Origin of the sequence: Moorena sp. SIO4E2, from assembly GCF_010671945.1 — a bacterium.
In the GTDB taxonomy this organism is placed as follows: domain Bacteria; phylum Cyanobacteriota; class Cyanobacteriia; order Cyanobacteriales; family Coleofasciculaceae; genus Moorena; species Moorena producens.
The window spans coordinates 13,610-33,366 of sequence record NZ_JAAHIE010000029.1 but is presented as its reverse complement, the minus strand read 5'-3'; the positions used below and the strand labels follow the sequence as shown (position 1 = coordinate 33,366).

Genomic DNA, 19,757 nt, shown 5'->3' with positions numbered 1-19,757 from the left:
GCGATTGGCAATGGCATCCACTACGGTTTCAAAAATGCCCAGGGAGTTTTCCACCATGGTGTTGAGGGTATCGAGCAGGGGATTAATTTCACAGATTTCCCAACAACACACCCGTGGATCTTTAACCAAAGTTTCGTTGAGCAGACAGGCTTCCTTGACAAAAATCCCATTTGGAGCTGGGGTTCCCGTTCCCATACAAATTGTGGAGTCCATACTGTCCACGTCAAAAGTAACGTAAATCAGATCCACCCCCTCTAGCTTCTCTAAACACCGTTGGGCAACCACATCCGCACCCAAGGTACGAACTTGCTCAGTGGTCATGTTTAAGATCTGGTGTGTTTCTATCAAGTGGTCTTCAGCCTCTTCCGTATCTCGTACCGCAACATACACCAGATCCTCAATGCTCAAATTCGCGCTATCTGCCAGCCCCAATCTTTGGCACAGGTTCCACAGTTCTAAGGTGTCTGAGTCAAGATCATTGATTTGCTTGGCCAGATTATCAGTAGCAGTCGCCATCGCCAAAGGCATCCCATGCATATTTCCCGATGGAGTAGTATAGGGAGAGTGAATATCAGCATGGGCATCAATCCAAACCACTCCCAAGCGATGATTCGGAAAGGCTTTTTTGATTCCGGCGATTGTCCCTGCTGCCGTTGAATGATCCCCACCCAGTACCACTGGAAACAGCCCCTCCTGTAGGGTTTGGGCTACTACATCGGTGGTTCGGCTCAGCACCTGATATAGCTTGTGAATATACTTGGCGTACTGATGTTTGTGTCCCAGAGCATCTGCCCAATTTTCCGTTTGTACTTGTAAACTATCCAGACTCAAAACACCATTCTCGGCATGCATTCGTGCCGCCTGTTTTTGGATAGCAGCTTCTCTCAAAGCAGCAGTTCCCATGGATTGACCGCGCGTTCCCGCTCCTAATTCAGAATCAACTTCAATCAGGGCAATGGAGGAAAACTTTGCGACTTTCTGGTACTGAAGCAAAATCTTTTTAAAACTGCGTAAGCCTGCGATCGAAATCTTCAGACCCGATTCATAAGTCTGAGTGGCAATAAACTCTTCAAAATCAATTTCGCCATCTGCATTTAAATCAGCTTTTCTCACCAAGGTAGCAATTTCTGAATCAGTTACGGTAGTGTTGAAGCACTGGATAATCTGCGTGAACTCCTCAATCGATAATTTGCCACTACCATCAACATCAATCAGTTCAAACACCTGTCGCAGATCAGCCCTAATATCGAGATCTTGGCGGTTTACCATCCACTCCATAAAGGCATCCCGGGTCACAACATCATCTGTGTTGAGCAGATTGAAAAGATTGGTTCGGTCTTGAAGGGAAATGCCTTGTCCCAAAACCTCTAGAGCATCGATGATTTCCTGACGAGTGATAAATCCATCACCATTGGCATCAAACAACTGGAACACCTGGTCAAATTCTGCATATCGTTGAGATGACATTGCTTTGGTTATGGTCATGGTTGAATTTCCTTATGTGTTACCATAATTGGCAAAATTGGGATCGGGATTATACTACCATTTGGATTGAACCATGGCATAATTGGTTAAAGGTTGTATGAACAGGGCATGGCTGAACTAGCGATATAGTTTTTTTGCGATCGCACTCCTGAAATATAGTGCTATAGCGCAGCGCTATATTTCCAAGCCAAAAAAAATTGCGGTTTCAACAAAAGGGCGTTGAATCATTAAGCAATGCCTATTTATCTTGTTGTGGAAGTAAGAATAAGCAAAGCTTTAGACTTGTGACAAATAGAAGATCGGGCAACGGATGAGTAACGGATGTAACGGATGGCAGTATTGGTAGAAGGGGAAGTTGGGGCAATTACCCATGACCCATGACCCATGACCCATTACCACTGATATCAATCATGAAAAAATTAATCAACCATCCCGATAATGTTGTCAGAGAAAGCCTAGAAGGGATGGCTTTAGCCCATCCTGACCTGCTCAAAATTAATCTTGACCCCCCCTTGATCTACCGCGCTGATGCTCCCATATCAAACAAAGTAGCGATTATTTCCGGTGGCGGTAGTGGTCATGAACCCTTGCACGGGGGCTTTGTGGGTGCCGGAATGTTAGATGCCGCCTGTCCCGGTGAAGTGTTTACCTCTCCCACCCCCGACCAAATGCTAGAAGCTGCCAAAATAGTCAACAGTGGTGCAGGGGTTCTTAATATTGTCAAAAACTATAGCGGTGACGTCATGAATTTTGAGTTAGCTGCCGAATTAGCTATCTCAGAAGGCATCCGAGTCCTCAATATCCTAATTGATGATGATGTAGCGGTTAAAGATAGCCTCTATACTCAAGGCAGGCGGGGGGTAGGGACAACATTATTAGCCGAGAAAATCTGTGGCGCTGCTGCTGCTGCCGGTTATGACCTCAAACAACTGGCTAATCTCTGTCGCCAGGTTAATAGTAATGGACGCAGCATGGGTATGGCCTTGACATCCTGCACTCCTCCTGCTAAAGGGAGTGCCATGTTTGACTTGGGGGAAGCAGAAATAGAATTTGGGATTGGCATTCACGGGGAACCGGGAAGACAACGAATGTCCCTCAAATCAGCGGATGAGATGACTGAAATGCTAGCGCTATCGATTATTGAAGATTCTGCCTATAGCCGCACAGTGCGAGAGTGGGATGAAGATAAAGCAGAATGGACAGAGTTGGAAATAACTGACCCGCCTTTTCAGAAAAGCGATCGCATTCTGGCATTCGTAAATAGCATGGGTGGTACTCCCTTGTCGGAACTGTACATTGTGTATCGCAAATTAGCCCAAATCTGTGAACAAAAGGGACTGGAAATCGTGCGTAGTCTGATTGGTCCTTATATTACGTCTCTAGAAATGCAAGGCTGCTCGATTACCCTACTCAAAATGAACGATGAGCTAATTAAATTCTGGGATGCACCAGTCAAGACACCAGCCCTGCGTTGGGGACTATGATTGATATAGCAGTACGCAGTAAGGTTAGGACAACTCTTACCTCTAAAACCTTGTTAGAGTCAACTTCTGCCTTCTGCCCTCAGCATAGCTGCCTTGCGCGTAGCGCTATATAAGCATTCAGCCGTCAGCTGTCAGCTGTCAGCCCCACTCTGCCACTATGGTAACGATAACTAAACATCAAATTCTACAGTGGTTACAAGCAGTCGCTACTGTACTAGAACAAAACAAGGACTATCTCACCGAACTTGATGCTGCTATTGGTGATGCTGACCACGGTATTAATATGAATCGTGGCTTTCAAAAGGTGATCACTCAGCTTCCTAAAGTGGCAGATAAAGACATTGGCAGTATTCTCAAAACCGTCAGCATGACTCTAATTTCCAGTGTCGGAGGTGCCAGTGGACCACTTTATGGCACCCTGTTCTTGCGCTCAAGTGCAGCAGTAGCAGGAAAGCAAGAACTGACAGAAGAGGATATGGTAAAACTATTCCAAGCAGCAGTGGAGGGAGTCGTCCAGCGAGGCAAAGCCAACTTGGGAGATAAGACCATGTTAGATGCTCTATCACCCGCAGCCAATGCCTTCGCCCAAGCTGTAGATAAAGGAGACAGTATGCTAGCAGCCTTGCAACAGGCTGTCAAGGCAGCAGAACAAGGGATGAAAAATACTATTCCCTTGGTGGCCAAGAAGGGACGAGCCAGTTATTTAGGGGAGCGCAGTGTGGGACATCAAGACCCTGGTGCTACCTCAGCCTATTTGATTCTCCAGACACTGCTAGAAACTATTGGGTAATAGAGCAGTTTTCAATTGGGTGAGGTACAAATTCTTGGGTTTTAGGGAGTAGGGAGTAGGGAGTAGGGAGTAGGGAGTAGGGAGTAGGGAGTAGGGGTAAGAAAATTGACTGTACCTCATAAGTAGCATAAACGCTATAGTTAACGTTTAACTTTAGTAACTTATTAATAACTTAAGCGATCGCATCTTATTGAAGGTCAACCGTCACCCATCAACCGTCACCCATCAACCTTCAACCTTCAACCTTCAACCTTGAACCCTAAACCTTCAACCTTGAACCCTAAACCTTCAACCTTCAACCTTCAACCCTAAACCCTCAACCTTCAACCTTCAACTCTCCCTCAACCGTCAGCCCTCAACCAAATTTGATAATCATAGCTTGCACCAGCTGAATAATTTCAAAGGTGACGAAGACGCTGAGAATAATTGTCACTAATTTATTCAGTATCGGTATGTTGCCATACCCAAACCAAGAGGCAACAAACTTGATTAACACCATACAAATGGCGCTAATGATTAAAAATTGCAGGAGTGCCATAGTTTGATTCCCTGATTAACACGAAACAAGTCAGTAATCTAGTGTATTCCCTATTCAATAAGGAGTACCCTAATTACAAGGAAAATTTTAGAAAAATCTTAAACAATCAATCAAAATTAACCCTATTGTGATCCGTAGTATATTCCCCTACCATTGGTACCAATAAAGACAAGTCCGAACTCCTGCTTACTCGCCTCCATCACACCAGGTCTATTGCCAATTGGTCGGGAGCGATCGCCCATCCGTGTCCATGTGCGTCCCATGTCAAGAGACTGGAATATTCCTGGTTCTTCGGCACGGCTTTTGGCTGAGCTTCCTGAAGTCCCTATAGCTTCCCGATTCCTAACCCCATTCTCAACATTGGCAACATTCCCATCAATATTTCCATAAATATACAGTGCTGGAGTGTCACTCCCCTGGGGTGCTTTACCAAAAGCAAATAGGTGAGCTCTGGTGACTGAAGGCAGCTTAAGGAATGACTTACCGCCATCGGTAGAGCGATAAAAACCCTTGCGGTCTAGACTCAGCCAAATTTCGCCCTTAACCCCTGGCACCGTTTTCAGGGAATGCCAACCTTCATTCCGCAGTGAATTATTCACAACTTGAAAGGATGAGCCACCATCATTGGAACGATAGACTTTGCCTTTGGCATAGTAATAAAACCTGTTGCCATCTACAGGGTCTGCCGCTAAAGATTGAGACCAATTCCATGGACCACCGGGACCATTGGGTAATCCTGACACCTTTTGCCAGGTCACCCCTCCATCCTTAGTGCGCAACGGCTGACCTTGACTAACTGTCACAACAAATAAATTGGGGTTAGTAGCAGACATAGCCACCCGCATCGGCATAGTATTGTCTGGGAATGAGGCAAACTCTTGCCATGTCAGACCACCATCAGTGGAAGTCGCGCCAGTATAGGTTGAATTCCAGCGGTAACCACCAACCCGAACCATCTGTAAGGGTTTAGTTTCACAGTAAGCAATACTATAGGTATCTTGGAATGACTTACCAGGTTCCCCCAGACCAAGTCGTTGAGAGGGGTAAGTATCTAATCCTTGGTTATGGTAGAAACCATCCACATCCGCCACCCCACTTACCAGTATGGGACCACGGGGTGGTGAAACCAGAGTGAACGGAACAACTTCCTCGTGTCCGGCGGCATAGTTAGTCCAAACAACGGGATTAGCATTAAGATCATCTGTCCGCCATACACCATACCAATCCGTAAACCACACTCTTCCCGGTACTTTCGGGTCAAATTCCATCCCTGCCATATGATTGGCAAAAAACTTCTTCGGCCACCAGGGAATAGTGTTGTTAGCAGAAGACTGCTGCTGTTTCCAGGTAGCGCCGCCATCCAACGAACGGTAGAATTTAGTTTTTTGTGTGCGGTTTAGGGCAACTATGATATCCTCACGATTAGCAGGATTCACACTGACCGGACCAAAAATCCGATTAGATCCCCCTGGTTTCATGGTTTTCCAGACACCATTGGCATACTTGTGGACTCCAGGATTACTGGTACTGGTAACGTAGAGGATTTTATTGTTTCCCACAGCCATGCGATTGACTGTTTTTGGGCTACCAGCTACCTGAGTCCAGCTGACCCCAGAGTCAGTAGATTTGTAGATGCCATCTCCATAGGGCGAAGCATACACTAAGCCCGGTACCTGTGTATCAAAGACAATCGCTGTAATACCAATTTTGTTATCTGGTTTACCTGCAAAAGAAGTCACGTTTTCCCAGGTTGCACCAGCATCCGATGATTTCCAAAGTCCATCTTCTCTAGAGCCGAACAGGATAATATTGGAATTGAACGGATCAACAGCTAGTCTCTCTCCTAGCCATTTTTTCTTGTGGTTAGCCCCCATCTTGAGCTCTAGGTTCAACTTTGTCCAAGTTTGTCCTTTATCGGTAGATTTAAATAGTGCTCCTGGTTCAGCCCAGGGATATTTTCCAGCTGCAATATAGACAATAGTGGGATCATTGGGATCAACAGCCAGTGCTTCTCCTCCATAGTAGTTTCTATCAGAGAAGGGAAAGTGTTCTGTCAGGGGAATCCAACGTTGTTTCGCCTCATCCCAACGATAGAAGCCACCCACATCAGTCCGAATATAAACTAAGTCTTTCTCCAGTGGATGGAGGTAAACACCAGTGACATAACCACCACCTCCGATCGCTACATTAGTTGTGCCGAGGCGGATGTTGTTCTGGTATTTCCGAGAGCTAACTACCTCAGCCTGTCCTGAATTTACCTTAACGATATCAGTGACTAATACAATTGACCCCAGCATCATCAAACTAGTTAGGATCATCAGTCCTAGAGTAACCCTTTGCCTAAACCAAGGGTTTGGTTGGGTAATAGCTCGAATCCGGTGATTGGGAATCCACTTAGCAAGGGTTAGCCCAATCGCAAAAATAAATAAGCCTAAAAGCACCCTGAGTGCGATCGCAAGCAAGTCAATCATCAAAAAAATAGATCAGCAACTTGGACAAGACTTACCCAGTAACTCTACTAATAGAGTACGTTAATAACTCACCCTACTATTTATATCGATTTATAGGGTTTGTTGCCCAGTTTTTTCTAAGTCTTACAGAATGCTGCTGTGTCTTCTAGCTACCGCTAAGGCGTAGCCAAGAAATTCCAAGCAGAGTCTTCTTCACAGATTATCGTAAATTCAGGCTCACTGAGGGGAGCTAACCCCTTTAGCCAACTGTTAAGTTTAAAAATATTCAAACCACACTGGTTGACTAGCAAATCATACATCATACCTGGCGTTATTTTATAATCAACCATGCCACTATGACCAAATTCAAAGACTAGGTAAGGCTTGTGGGTTTTTAAGGTTCGGATAGCACCTTTGAAAACCTGAAACTCTGCTCCTTCTACATCTACCTTAATGAAATTAACCTTGAAGTCAGGTTGAAGGATGTCATCAAGTGTTTGAGTTTTGATAGCAATAGATTCTGTTTGAGCATTGTTATAACCCCAATAGGTGTAGTCTCTTTGTTTTAGACCACTGAGTGCTGGGGCATCAAAAACATGCCAGAACGTGGTTTCTCCCTCTAAATCACTCAAAGCAATTTGCCTAACATCAACCTTTGGGAACCGTTTTTGCAGCCGAGTAGCCAGCCGGGGGAGCGGCTCGAAAGCATAGTGATGACCGAGGGGAGCCAGTTGGCATATTTTTGTCAACACACTCCCCATGTTGCCACCCACATCAATACAGTTTGAGGATTTGCCTAAAATCCGCTTCATAATCTGATAGACATAGGTATCATCTTTCCTGCTGGTCAGGATCTTTTGGCTAGGAGGCTTGATCAAATCAACAATACTTCTTGCCACAGGCTCAAACGGTGTGCCAATCAATAACTCTTTCAGATTAGTTTTTATGGTTAAAGGTAGATTCATTTTTTAGCTGCGTATAAACCTCAGCTTTTATTTTATCGCAGAAAATAATGAGGGTTGAGGAGTTTTATATACAAATTTTTATAAAAGCTTTACAAAGTGTTTGTAAAGCACCATATCATACTAAATCCTGTTCACACAGTGGCTTAGGCGTGCAAAACCTCAAACCCTCTCCCCATGTCCCTATCACCCCATCTCCCCATCAGTAAGAAAAGCTACTTTCACAACCGGACTTAGTATCAAATACTAAGCTTGCTCCTGATAAATTCGGCGCTTTTGTGAAGCTCCTGTCGTTTTTAAAGCCACAGCTTCCATTTGCTGGTAAATAGTTTTAGGTAAAAGTCGGAGCAAATAAGCAGCAGCCCCCGTCAACAGAGTACGAAGCGGTTCCTCTAGCAAAATACGCCAGTAAGTCGCTAAAGCCTTATTAAACAATTCTGTTGCCATCAAGCCTTCGTTGATGCTGAGGGCACGTCGAGCACCAAACCGTAAATAATAGGCGCGGGCTGGGTTTTCACATTCAGCAATTACCTCTGGAGCATAGGCACGTGTTTTATCAATCACCTTTTCTAGAGAGTTTATATGCTTGAGTATACTAGCTGAATGCCCTTGTGAATGAATACGATATAAAGTTAGCGCCTCTGGCCAACCTTCCATCTGCCAATCAGTTTTAATCGCCATGCGCAGCCAACATTCCACGTCTTCGATATTGTGTAATTCAGTATCAAAATAAGCCTCCTCCGTAGCTTGATCGTTTCGGTATCGAATTGCTTCAAACACTTCTCGCCGAATCACTGGTGTTGAACCATTCCCAATCGGATTACGACACATGATATAATCTGTAGTTATATCTTTAGTTTTGGCTATTTGATAGATTCCTAACGGACTTCCTGTTTCATCAATGAACGCAGAATAGCTAAAACTGACTCCTACATGGGGTGATGTTTCTAGATGTAAAACATGCTTTTCTAGCTTTTCTGGAACCCATAGATCATCTCCATCTAAGAAAGCGATATACTCTCCTTGAGCATGGCGAATACCAGTATTTCTAGCAGCTGAGACTCCTTGATTATCCTGACGAATAATTTTAATTCTCGGATCGTTAATTTGTTGACATATTTGGATACTGTTGTCAGGAGAGCCATCATCAATGAGTAGCAAATCAAAATTTTTATAGGTTTGGGCAAGCACAGATTCTACTGTGGCTGCTATATATTTTTCAACCTTATAGACTGGAATAATTACCGATACTTTTTTCATAGTAGACTCAAACCTTGAAATTAGTTAACCATGCTAGAAAAGCACAACGTCAATAAAGATACGATCCCAAACTATGTAAACGCTTATAGAATAAGCTTATTCTATAATGTTTTTTAATTTTTAATTTTGAATTTTGAATTCCGCGCAGCGGTACTAGTTTTGGACAAGAGGCTGTTTTTTAACATTTTTGAGCAGCTTAGAGACAAGCAATTCAATTTGAGCATATAAAGACTTCGGTAATAACCAAAGCATATAAGCGGCTATTAAGGTTAAGATTGTTCGCTGTGGCTGTTCTAGTAGGATAAGCCAGTGATTGGATAATGAGCGATGTATAAATGTCACAGCATCTGAACCTACTTTAAGACGAACCGCACTCCTAGCCAAGTACCGCAATTGGTAAGCCCTAGAAATGTTTTCCCATCGGCTGGTCACTTTGGGAGCATAGGAACGGGTCTTTTCAATCATTTGTTCCAAGGACTCGAACTGTTTGAAGAGATTGGCTGACAACCCTTGTGTATTAATTCGATACAGGGTTAATGCTTCAGGTATTCCCTCAATTTTCCAGTCAGTTTGAATACCGATGCGAAGCCAACATTCAATATCTTCAGCACGACGGAAGTTTTCATCAAAGTAATAATCTTCTGTAGGGCCGTAAAGATTATCCTGATACTTAATTTTGTCAAAGACTTCGCGACGAACTACAGCAGCCGAACCGTTCCCGATCGGACTCTCTCGAAACAAATCAGATATAGTAATATTAGTGAGCTTAGGCATTAGATAGGCACCCATAAAATTTCCAGCTTCATCAATCAAAGCAGAACGGCAAAAACTAACCCCTACCTCTGGCAATTTTTCTAAGTGTTCAATATGTCTTTCCAGTTTCTGAGGCAACCACAAGTCGTCTCCATCTAAAAAGGCTAAATAATCTCCTTTGGCATGGCGAATTCCTGTATTTCGCGCTCCAGCAAGTCCCCGATTAGTTTGGTGAATAATCTTAAGTCGATGATCCGAGAATTCTTGACAAATTTTTATACTACTGTCTGGGGATTCATCGTCAATAATGAGCAGTTCAAAGTTTTGATAATTCTGGTTGATAACCGACTGTACTGCGCTAGCAATATACTTTTCAACTCCGTATACTGGGATAATTATCGAAACAGTTTTCATAGGCTAAAATTTATGAGGTTGTGATCGGTTAGCTATAAGTATTATCTGGTCTAGCTTTAGGTACTTAATTTACCAAAATTATCAACCCGATTTTTATTAAACTTGGACGAACTAATCAGGGATTGAGTTCTCAATAATTCAAACTATGCTTCTTTTGTCTATGTATAGTTTTGTCTATGTATAGTTGATAAGTCACTGTAAGCTTAAACCTCAAGCTGGCAAGTACTTTGGGGCGCTGGTCGCCCCCCAGATAAATTTTATTAGTTTTTGTTTTATAGTTTTATAGTTATCAAGTTTTGTATAATAATTTTTGTTTAATTGTATAATATATTTTCCGGTAGCATTGGTAGTATATACGACAACTAGATAAGACAGTGAACGTCAAAAGTAGGCAATTAAGCAATATCATGATTTCAATCTGCCATCCCTGTAAGCTTATATAAAAGCGATAAAACCAGACTTTATAGAAGTATATCATAATCAAAAAATATAGCAAAAAAAAATGTCTAGCGATAGATATAATTTATCAAAACTAGACATAAATTTCACAATTAGTAGACATAAATTTTACAATTAGCTACAACTCACAAAATATCCAATTTCACTGTCTTGATGCCGTCGCGAATGGAGAGGGGCTGTGCTCACAGGGGTAGGTTTTTTACATTTGGGTGGGGAGTGGGGAGTCGGGAATCGGGAGTGGGGAGTGGCTGACAAGGGTAGGTTTTTTACTTTGGAGATAGGTAATAGGTAATAGGTAATGGGTAATGGGTAATGGGTAATGGGTAATGGGTAATGGGTAATGGGGAATGGATCATTGGCAGACCTATTACCCATTACCCCAAAACCAGCATGCATTGGTAGCAGGGTTTTAGCTATTTGCTAATAGATGACATTTCATGTACCTCTGATTGCTTGAGAAATCCGGCGCTTTTGTGAAGACCCTGTGGTTTTTAAAGCTACAGCTTCTATATGCTTGTAAAGATTCTGAGGTATAACCCAGAGCAAATAGGCTGCAGCCCCAGTTAACACAGTACGACGTGGTTCTTCCCAGAGCATCTGCCAGTAGGTACCCAGAGCTTGGTTGAAGAATTCGACAGCCATGGCACCATCTCTCAAGGTAACTGCCCTACGAGCTAGATACCTCAAATGGTAAGCACGGGCACGGTTTTCCCACTCAACCACCACCTCAGGAGCATAGGAACGAGTCTTCTCAATTACCTGTTCCCAAGACTTTTGTTTTTTGAACAAGTTAGCTGATATACCACCGGAATTTACTCGGTATAGAGTCAAAGAGTCAGCAATGCCTTCCAGGTGCCAATTGGTTTGGATAGCAATGCGAAACCAACAATCCAAATCCTGTGACCCTTGCAATCCTTCATCCCAATAAAAGTCTTTGGTCTTTCCGTTGATAGTCTCTTGGTACTTAATGGCTTCAAATACCTGCTTGCGGAACACAGCACAGGAGCCATTACTAATAGGATTACGGCAAATTATGTCACCGATGGTGATGTCCTTCAGCTTGGGAAGTTGATAGATTCCTAGGGAATTTCCTGCTTCATCGATAAACCCAGAACAGCTAAAGCTAATCCCCAAATTTGGATTGTTTTCCAAATGTTCAATATGTTTTTCTAGCTTTTGAGGCAACCATAGGTCATCGCCATCTAAAAATGCTATATACTCTCCCTGGGCTTGGCGGATGCCTTCATTCCTTGCTGCATTAGCTCCCTGATTTTCCTGACGAATAATTTTGATCCTCGGGTCTAGGAACTCCTGGCAAATCTCTACACTGTGGTCAGGAGAACCATCATCAATGAGCAAATATTCAAAATTTTGGTAAGTTTGATCCAAAACTGACTGTACTGTAGCAGCAATATACTTCTCAACGTTGTAGACTGGAGTAATGACAGAAACTTTTTTCATTTTATCACCGATATTATAGTGAATGACTAAGACAATTATTGTCCAAGTTGGTTTTGCAAAATCTGACGTCTTTGGATCATTCCCACTACTTTAACAGCCAGAACTTCGAGGTGGGAATATAGGGGCTTAGGCAACAGCCAAAGTAAATAGGCAGCAGCCAAAGTCCGAAGGGTACGGCTTGGTTCTTCCAAGAGAAGACGCCAGTAAGTTGCCAAAGCACGGTTAATTAGTTTGACAGACATTGGTCCATCTTTGAGACGTACTGCACTACGAGCAAAGTTTCGCAATCGATAGGCCAGGGCTAAATTTCCCCACTTCTCAATCAATTCAGGAGCGTAGGAGCGAGTTTTTTCTAGTACTTGTTTCCAGGAATCTAACTGTTTGACTAAGTTCGCTGAAAGACTGGCTGAATTGACTCGATATAGGGTTAGTGCTTCAGGGATTCCCTCAATTTTCCAGTCTGTCTGAATCGCAATACGTAGCCAACATTCAATATCTTCAGCGCGGCGAAAGTTTTCATCAAAGTAAAAATCTTCTGTAGTGCCGTAAAGGTTATCTTGATACTTAAGGGCTTCAAAGACTTCCCGTCGAATTACGGGAGCTGAACCATTACCAATAGGACTAGACCGGAATAAATCTGATCGGGTAATGTCCTTTAACTTAGGCATTAGATAAGTGTTCAATAAATTTCCAGATTCATCAATCAATGCAGAACGGCTAAAACTAACCCCTACCTCTGGCAATTTTTCTAGGTGTTCAATATGTCTTTCCAGTTTGTGAGGCAACCATAAGTCATCCCCATCTAAAAACGCTAAATAATCTCCTTCGGCATGGCGAATTCCTGTATTGCGCGCTCCAGCAAGTCCCCGATTAGTTTGATGAATAATCTTAATTCGATGATCCGAGAATTCTTGACAAATTTTTATACTACTGTCTGGGGATTCATCGTCAATAATGAGCAGTTCAAAGTTGGTATAGGTCTGGTCGAGAACAGACTGCACCGCTGCTGCAATATAGTTTTCAACTCCGTAGACGGGAATAATGACAGAAACATGTTTCATTGTTTGACCAGTGGTTTTAAAGAGAACTAGTTTTAATTTTATTTTTTTAAATAAAATTTCTCCAAAAAAATAGATAAATACTTGAAACTGACAACTGACGACTAAAAATTACCTCCTGAGCACTATCATCTTCCCAGGAACTGATCACAAATTTCTGCCCAAGTGTACTAGACTATTTTGCATTTGTGATCTGGTAGCTAAGGTAGGCCCCGCTACCAATTGCAGTTGGGGATAATACATAATAGATGAGTCTGACTTAACTATTTCCCATTGGCTTAAAACAGAGGAATAGACGGTTTGTGCAATCCGTAAATCTCGCTCTAGAATTTCCAGAGTCAAGGCATCTTGGGACATTTTGCTAAGTTTTACTTCAAGCTGAGAAATCTGAAACTCTAGATCCCTGGCCTTGTCATCACTACCTTGTAGTTGTGGTTTAATATCATCCATTTCTAAGGGTAGATCATCTTGGAATAAGCTAGCTTGAGGCTGATGGTGAACAGGATTCATAATCTGAGGATTGGTAGAATGACTATGATCAGACTGAGTCGGTACTAGCTCAGCCAGCAATTCAATCTTTTTGCGCCGTAATTCAATCTTTTTCCGCCGTAGTGTTTCTATTGTCTCTAAGAGCTGGTTTAAGGGCAATCCTATGTTCGCCGTTTTTTCAGCTAGGCGTTGCTGTGCTTTTTCTAGATCGTTTTCGGCTGATTTTATATACACTGGGATAGTCTTTTCTTGTTGAGCAATTTCTTGCTTTCTGAGTTGTTCCAGTCTTTTGTTAAACGCCTGATTAATGGCGAAGGCTCTCCGTTGCGCTTCCTCAGGGGTGACTCCTGAAATTTCAAAAACCATCATTGTAGAGTTATCGATTAGTTGAATCGAAGGCTTATCTAAGCTATCTAGAGATATATTTAGCTGCTTTGCCGCTTCTTCTAAAACCGTCACACTTTCAGCTATCAACTTCAGCTGTTTTCTGGGATCATCGAAGCGATCGCTTAACCCAGCACTGCTATTACTATTATTACTGTTATTAAAGTCACAATCACCAAATTCAGAACCCTGAGTGTTAGGGAATGTCCCACTACTGGCTAATGATAAAGTCCATTGGCTGACATAAAACTGATCAGTATCAGTCTCATCTTGAGATTGGAGTACAGTATGAGATTGGAGTACAGTATGCTCTAAGGTTACAGGAGACGTTTGAGGTTTAGCAAAGACATACCTAGCAGACCAAACCACAAATAACGGAATTAAAAGGGCATGAACCAGTAAAACCGATACAGCGACCGTGATGATTCCCCATTTCACTGCTATCAGTAGACTACAGGAAAAGATGATAGTAAATAAGACATTCCAGAGCAAGCCAATTTGCGGTTTATCAATGGCTGCTAAAAGCTGAAATCCAGCAATATCAAAGGGTCTAGGAATTGCTGATAAGCAAACTAAAATGACGATGGGAACAACCATACTCCAGCCTTCCGTATGAATTTTTTCCCCAACCATAATGGGAATATAAAACGGAACTAGACTTGCTTGTAAAGCAACAAAACCAACAATCACTTTCCCAATCGTCTTCAGACTGCTAAAGTATGTTTGCTTAAATTTCGATAAGTTTGTCCGGACTTCACATAGGGCAGGGTATAAAGCAGTAGTAATGGATTGGACGATAGTCAAGCTAATTCCCAATCCAGCATTGTAAGCAAAGTAGTAAACACCTAATAGGTCAATTCCTATAAAGCGACCAATGATAAGATAGTCGAGAGTTTCCCTGAGAGTCTTTAAAAGTTCAATCCCCAGGAAATTGATTCCAAAGCGAAAAATCTTACCCCAGTATTTGGTTGTGAAAGAGCCAGTTCTCCGCCAGGGATGTTTGAACAGATAGGTAATGAATTCTATAGGGCTAGCTATTAGTATGGGAAGTATTATCGCCCACATTCCCAGATGAAGAACAGCAAAGACAGCGGTTAAAATATTGGCGGTGGCATATCTGAGAGCGCGAGCAGTAGCCGTTACCTGAATTCGATTATCCCTTTGAATTAGTGCTGACTGTACTGCTCCTAAGGGAGCAATCAAAAAGTTAAATGCTAATAGACAAATGGGTAAAATAAGTTGGTTATCCTTATAAAACCACGCAACTGGAAAAGCAGCAAGGCACTGCATAACGAATAGACTTGCAAAAAGTACCCAATTTAACCAATAAGCACTATTACAAATGTCTTCCAGCTCATCGGCTTCCGCCTGTATAATTCTAGCATGAACACCGATCCGCGTTATTGTTTGTGAATATTCATAGGTCGTCAGAACCAGTGCAGCTAATCCAAAGTCATGGGGAGTTAAGAAGCGTGGCAAAATAAACGTTGCAGCTAAACGGGAAACCCGAATAAATGCCTGTGCCACTCCCATCCAACCAAGATTGCGAGTAAAAGTGCTACGGTTACCTAGTTTTTGCTTAATGCGACTCCCGATTGTTTTGACAATTTTCACAGTGGATCTCCCATCCTGCCATCCTTGTGATGATTGATATCTGTCGAAATTGATATCTGTAAAATTAGAGTGGTAGTTAGTGCTCTGAAATCATCCGATTATCAACAGATACCATCGGCATTTTATGGCCGATTAGTTGGATTAAATGTCCAGCTAGTTTTTTAGGCATAATTTTGATTATTAATAGTTTTAAAATCAGACGCATAGTTTCCTTGCTTAGCAAAAATTTTGGATAAAGCTTTATGGAATAGCTTAGTTTTTTACTAGCTAGCTTTACTGCTTCATTATCAAAAGCATTAGCTATACACTGCTTAGCAAGATAACGATAGGCATTCGCTAAACTCTTATTTTTAAGAGACTTAAGTTCTGGTGGAGCTGCCTTGAATGCTCTTTCAATTACAATTAGGTTCGCATTCTCCATCACATCCACTTTAGAGGTCATTGACTGGGAAGAGCGACGGTAGAGAATTTGGTATTTAGGAACCAGTGCAAAAGGACATAAAGCTGCTAGCCTGAGGTAATAATCCCAATCTTCAACTGATTTCAGGCATGGGTCAAATTCTCCAGCTGCTTCAATATACTTCCGCTTAACCATGATATTGGAACCACTGGATATGAAGTTACGAATTAGTAATTGGGGATAAACATTACCCTCCCAATAGAGTGGTTGCCAAGCAAACAAAAATTTGCTATTCTCATCTATAAAGGCAGTCCAACTGTAAGCCACTCCGGCTTCAGGATTTTTTTGCAGTGCTGCTAACTGTAGCTCCAATTTATCGGGTTTCCATAAATCATCGGCATCTATAAACGTAATAAACTCGCCCCTAGAGCGACGAATGCCACGATTACGTGCCACTGGCAATCCGCCATTTTCATAGGAAAACACTTTCAATCGAGGATCGTTGACTGTACTGATTACATCTAATGTCCCATCAGTGGAGCCGTCATTAATGGCAATTAACTCAAAATCTGAAAACGTTTGTGCTTGAATCGATTGGATCGTTTCTAATATAGTTTTTTCTCCGTTATAAACTGGAACTATTACAGATATGGTGGCCATGGCGATTATCCTTTTTCTGTATATAATTAGTACATGGTAATTACCCACAAAAGGTCTAGACAAACCCCTTGAGCATTTTTATTTTAGTCCCATCCCTACTACAACCAAACCAGGCCAGTAGAGGTAAGCTAATCCCTCTAGATTTTCCCCAAAGGAAAACAGGATACAAATTAATAGTATTGTTAGTGCTGTTGTGGCAACTTTACTCCTTTGAGCTTTAATTAAAAGTTCTATAAAAGTATAGACTATAGGAATTAATATTCCAATAAACCCGACGATTCCATGAGTATATAAAGCACCATACCAAGTGTGGTGACTTCCAATAGGCATACCAGCGACAACATCAGGGCCTTTACCTACTTTAATGGCATGACCCCAAATCGGTGCATCTTCTTCCCACTTACGGTGAGAAAGCCGTGCTAAAGCCGACCTAACCCGCGAAGAAGCAGATCTTTGACTGGAAAAAGAGTCTTTCAAGTTTCTAGCTATCATCAGCAGTTGGGGACCAAATAGACCACCAATAAAACTCCCTATTCCTGCCGTAATTTGGATGGCGGGTTCGGTTATATTTCCCAAAAATGTTACCAGTATTGGTATACCCACTAAGCAGATTATCCCCATCCGGGACACTGAACCTACAATTGCAGCAGCACAACCAATCATACCAATAAAACGCCACTTTATGTCTGGGTCTCTACTACTAAGGAAAAAGTGTACGTTACAGGCAAATGCCAATGCTGGAGCCCAAGGCGCAAATAAGAAAAGCCGTGTTTCACCACTTTTTATCACGTAAGGACTTACGGCGTAGTAACGTTGACTGTTACCCCCAATTTTTGCCATTAGGGTGCTAGTATACAATGGCATCTCTAACCCAGTTAGACTTAACCCATAGGTAATTGGCACCAAGATCAGAGTTTGTAGGGAAAGGATAGAAATTGCTCTATAGATTATTTGTGGTCGGATGTTGAGGCAACCAATTAAAGGAAATAAGGCCAGAAGCGCCCAAGTTCTCAAAAAGGAGTTAATAAAGGATTTTATCGTTTTAACAGTTGAAAAACCCCAATCTAAATGACCCACAACTAAGGCTAGGCCAATGACTGATATGCAAACAATCCAGACCCAGACTCCAATGGGAATCCGAATCCTTTCTTCCGGTGGAGTATCTGATGTTTGCTGCCAAAGCTTCTTAATTAGATAAAAGGTTAGCAGCCAAGCTAGAGCTGGGGCAAAAACAAACTGTGCGCCTAAAAAAAATAATAAGTAGGTGGAAATTATATAATAGAAAACTACTTTTTCTTCAAAGTTTTGGGGTTTCATTAAAGCCTGCCTAATGGCTTAGGTTACTGGTGCCATGCTATGATGTCTAGCTTGATAACAAGTGGATTAGTTGCATCAGAAATCTTTTCTTTGGTTCCCGATTGGCGATGTGAAGCTATTAGATGTTGTGAAACTATTATTTGATGGTTGAGAACGTAAGGGTGGAACATCAGAATTAAACGATTCTACTTTGCCGTACATTGAGGGTTGTGATTTACCTTGTAAATGGGGACGTAACCAGAGTAAAAATAGTCCTGCACTAATTAACAATGAACCAGCTGCTGCACCAAGTAAGGCCGATGACTTTTTCGGTGCTATCGCGTCTGGGGGTAAGCTGGGTTCAGCTAGCAGCTGAACTTGAGGATAGGAAAGGGATTGGTTGAATCGACCAATGGCTGATTGAGTTAAGGTTGAAGCATAGATAGTTTCCGCAATGCGCATATTGCGTTCTAGGATCTCCATCCTCAAAGCATCCTGGCTCATTTGTTTGAGTTTGGCTTCGAGCTCAGCAATCTGGTTGGTTAATACCCAGGCTCTAGCTTCCACACCCTGTTGCCGTGCTTCCACCTCAACAATTTGGCGCAGCAAATTTTCCCGGGAAGAACCAGTTTCAGGCCCAGAGTTAACACTGAGCTGGTCAATAATTGCTAAAGACATGGGGCGACCTAACAGAGATTGACTACGCTCTAGCAAAGCTGCTTTAGCACTCTCTTGCTTGCTCTTCTCGTCCACTACAGATGGATGCTTGGAACCGTATTTGGAACTCAAAACCGTCAGGGCTGCCGTAGCCTGACTGTATTCCCTTAGGGTTTGCTGAAATATCTGGTCAGCCTTAAGTACAAAAGCATCAGCAGCTTGTCCAGACGACAACTTGAGATTAGCTGAGAGGTTGCTAAGATTGGCTTTTGCTTCTCGCCCTTGGGCTAACAAATCGATTTGTTGTTGTCGTAAACTTTCTATAGTGGATGATAGCTGGTTAACTTGTTCTTTCGAGTTCAATCCAGTTCTAGCTTTGTGTTCAGAAAGACGTCTTTGAATATCTGCTAAATTTTTCTTAGCTGCCTCCAAATCAGCTTGAATTGGTAGCTGATTGTCTCCTACTTCTTCTTGCCTAAGTTGTTCAAGTCTCTCCTGGAAAGCCTGGTGCATAGCAAAACCTTTCTGTTGGGCTTCCTCAGCAGAGTCTCCTGTGATTTCAAAGGCCATCATAGTTGAATTGTCAACAATTTTGACCCTAGGCTTGCCCAGCTCTTGAGAGGACATGTTCAGTATACTGGCAGCATCCTTAAGCACCGGCTTACTTTCCGCAATGAATTTCATCTTTTCCCTCGGGTCATGGGAGCGATCGCCAAATGGTGACCTAACATCTGAACTCGCTCCCCCTAATTCTGGGATATTAATTCTGGTGGATGAGCCTGAGACAGGAAGTGATACTGCCCATTTACTGGTATAAGTTGGCTGAGCTGATTTCAAATAAAAAAATGTTAAGCCCCAAATTCCGGCATTAATGGATATCCCTAAACACAAGTAAAATAGCCAACGTAGAGGCATGAGATTTGATTTTTCATAGGGATATGGGGCTATGGTATTATAATTAGTAGTCATTGGAGCATCTCACCTGGCAAATCCACATTTTGAGTTTTAAGTTGTAGTTTTAAGTTGTAGTCTTAAGTTGTAGTCTTAAGTTATGATTTTTTATAGTTTCTATTATGAAAGACTTGGCAGAGAGTTTTACCCCACTATCAAGCAATGGCTTAAACCCTTAGCCAATACACCCCT

16 protein-coding genes are annotated in these 19,757 nt (G+C 42.3%); 2 read left to right on the top strand and 14 right to left on the bottom strand.

The genetic code is table 11. From position 1 onward, the window contains the following. A partial coding sequence (locus F6K37_RS06000) for an arginase family protein (protein WP_287248863.1) occupies positions 1-1,485 on the bottom strand: 1,485 nt, incomplete at its 3' end. Between the two features lie 410 nt (positions 1,486-1,895). Here F6K37_RS06000 and dhaK point away from each other — a divergent pair. Together dhaK and dhaL are read left to right on the top strand one after the other, a co-directional pair. Then, entirely contained in the window at positions 1,896-2,969 is a 1,074-nt protein-coding gene (gene dhaK / locus F6K37_RS05995) for a dihydroxyacetone kinase subunit DhaK (RefSeq protein ID WP_287248861.1), read from the top strand. A 157-nt stretch (positions 2,970-3,126) separates the two neighbouring features. Further along, the gene (gene dhaL, locus F6K37_RS05990; protein ID WP_287248858.1) at positions 3,127-3,759 is read left to right on the top strand and encodes a dihydroxyacetone kinase subunit DhaL; all 633 of its coding nucleotides are present in this window, start codon (positions 3,127-3,129) and stop codon (positions 3,757-3,759) included. On the opposite strand, the gene F6K37_RS05985 is transcribed toward dhaL, so the two are convergent. The 13 genes from F6K37_RS05985 to F6K37_RS05925 all read right to left on the bottom strand — a co-directional run bounded on the left by F6K37_RS05985 (position 3,742) and on the right by F6K37_RS05925 (position 19,583). Then, on the bottom strand, positions 3,742-3,879 hold the full coding sequence (locus F6K37_RS05985; RefSeq protein ID WP_287248856.1) for a hypothetical protein: 138 nt from the start codon (positions 3,877-3,879) through the stop codon (positions 3,742-3,744). The two genes, dhaL and F6K37_RS05985, sit on opposite strands and share 18 nt — an antisense overlap. A 235-nt stretch (positions 3,880-4,114) precedes the next feature. After that, the gene (locus tag F6K37_RS05980) at positions 4,115-4,297 is read right to left on the bottom strand and encodes a hypothetical protein (protein ID WP_008179017.1); all 183 of its coding nucleotides are present in this window, start codon (positions 4,295-4,297) and stop codon (positions 4,115-4,117) included. Positions 4,298-4,419: 122 nt separating this feature from the next. Then, entirely contained in the window at positions 4,420-6,768 is a 2,349-nt protein-coding gene (locus F6K37_RS05975) for a beta propeller repeat protein (protein ID WP_287248854.1), read from the bottom strand. A 155-nt stretch (positions 6,769-6,923) separates the two neighbouring features. Further along, entirely contained in the window at positions 6,924-7,712 is a 789-nt protein-coding gene (locus F6K37_RS05970; protein WP_287248851.1) for an FkbM family methyltransferase, read from the bottom strand. 243 nt (positions 7,713-7,955) lie between these two features. After that, positions 7,956-8,969 carry a glycosyltransferase family 2 protein gene (locus tag F6K37_RS05965; RefSeq protein WP_287248848.1) on the bottom strand — a complete coding sequence of 338 codons (1,014 nt, stop codon included), beginning with the start codon at positions 8,967-8,969 and terminating at the stop codon, positions 7,956-7,958. Between the two features lie 153 nt (positions 8,970-9,122). Next, the gene (locus F6K37_RS05960; RefSeq protein WP_287248845.1) at positions 9,123-10,136 is read right to left on the bottom strand and encodes a glycosyltransferase family 2 protein; all 1,014 of its coding nucleotides are present in this window, start codon (positions 10,134-10,136) and stop codon (positions 9,123-9,125) included. Positions 10,137-10,709: 573 nt separating this feature from the next. Further along, the gene (locus F6K37_RS05955; protein WP_287248843.1) at positions 10,710-10,970 is read right to left on the bottom strand and encodes a hypothetical protein; all 261 of its coding nucleotides are present in this window, start codon (positions 10,968-10,970) and stop codon (positions 10,710-10,712) included. Positions 10,971-11,030: 60 nt separating this feature from the next. Further along, entirely contained in the window at positions 11,031-12,056 is a 1,026-nt protein-coding gene (locus F6K37_RS05950) for a glycosyltransferase family 2 protein (RefSeq protein ID WP_287248840.1), read from the bottom strand. Between the two features lie 35 nt (positions 12,057-12,091). Continuing rightward, the gene (locus F6K37_RS05945; RefSeq protein ID WP_287248837.1) at positions 12,092-13,117 is read right to left on the bottom strand and encodes a glycosyltransferase family 2 protein; all 1,026 of its coding nucleotides are present in this window, start codon (positions 13,115-13,117) and stop codon (positions 12,092-12,094) included. A gap of 144 nt (positions 13,118-13,261) precedes the next feature. After that, positions 13,262-15,601, bottom strand: coding sequence for an oligosaccharide flippase family protein (locus F6K37_RS05940; RefSeq protein WP_287248835.1), 2,340 nt, complete (start codon positions 15,599-15,601; stop codon positions 13,262-13,264). Positions 15,602-15,677: 76 nt separating this feature from the next. After that, the gene (locus tag F6K37_RS05935; RefSeq protein ID WP_287248833.1) at positions 15,678-16,661 is read right to left on the bottom strand and encodes a glycosyltransferase; all 984 of its coding nucleotides are present in this window, start codon (positions 16,659-16,661) and stop codon (positions 15,678-15,680) included. Between the two features lie 78 nt (positions 16,662-16,739). Beyond that, positions 16,740-17,978, bottom strand: coding sequence for an O-antigen ligase domain-containing protein (locus F6K37_RS05930; protein WP_287248831.1), 1,239 nt, complete (start codon positions 17,976-17,978; stop codon positions 16,740-16,742). A 75-nt stretch (positions 17,979-18,053) separates the two neighbouring features. Further along, entirely contained in the window at positions 18,054-19,583 is a 1,530-nt protein-coding gene (locus F6K37_RS05925; RefSeq protein ID WP_008179036.1) for a GumC family protein, read from the bottom strand. Positions 19,584-19,757 lie beyond the last annotated feature (174 nt).

Excerpts from the sequence above, each read along its gene's own strand:
- F6K37_RS05935 (WP_287248833.1), bottom strand. The coding sequence starts at position 16,661 with ATGGCCACCATATCTGTAATAGTTCCAGTTTATAACGGAGAAAAAACT.
- F6K37_RS05930 (WP_287248831.1), bottom strand. The coding sequence starts at position 17,978 with ATGAAACCCCAAAACTTTGAAGAAAAAGTAGTTTTCTATTATATAATT.
- F6K37_RS05970 (WP_287248851.1), bottom strand. The coding sequence starts at position 7,712 with ATGAATCTACCTTTAACCATAAAAACTAATCTGAAAGAGTTATTGATT.
- F6K37_RS05965 (WP_287248848.1), bottom strand. The coding sequence starts at position 8,969 with ATGAAAAAAGTATCGGTAATTATTCCAGTCTATAAGGTTGAAAAATAT.
- F6K37_RS05980 (WP_008179017.1), bottom strand. The coding sequence starts at position 4,297 with ATGGCACTCCTGCAATTTTTAATCATTAGCGCCATTTGTATGGTGTTA.
- F6K37_RS05945 (WP_287248837.1), bottom strand. The coding sequence starts at position 13,117 with ATGAAACATGTTTCTGTCATTATTCCCGTCTACGGAGTTGAAAACTAT.
- F6K37_RS05960 (WP_287248845.1), bottom strand. The coding sequence starts at position 10,136 with ATGAAAACTGTTTCGATAATTATCCCAGTATACGGAGTTGAAAAGTAT.
- F6K37_RS05950 (WP_287248840.1), bottom strand. The coding sequence starts at position 12,056 with ATGAAAAAAGTTTCTGTCATTACTCCAGTCTACAACGTTGAGAAGTAT.
- F6K37_RS05985 (WP_287248856.1), bottom strand. The coding sequence starts at position 3,879 with ATGAGGTACAGTCAATTTTCTTACCCCTACTCCCTACTCCCTACTCCC.
- F6K37_RS05925 (WP_008179036.1), bottom strand. The coding sequence starts at position 19,583 with ATGACTACTAATTATAATACCATAGCCCCATATCCCTATGAAAAATCA.
- dhaK (WP_287248861.1), top strand. The coding sequence starts at position 1,896 with ATGAAAAAATTAATCAACCATCCCGATAATGTTGTCAGAGAAAGCCTA.
- F6K37_RS05955 (WP_287248843.1), bottom strand. The coding sequence starts at position 10,970 with ATGGGTAATAGGTCTGCCAATGATCCATTCCCCATTACCCATTACCCA.
- dhaL (WP_287248858.1), top strand. The coding sequence starts at position 3,127 with ATGGTAACGATAACTAAACATCAAATTCTACAGTGGTTACAAGCAGTC.
- F6K37_RS05975 (WP_287248854.1), bottom strand. The coding sequence starts at position 6,768 with ATGATTGACTTGCTTGCGATCGCACTCAGGGTGCTTTTAGGCTTATTT.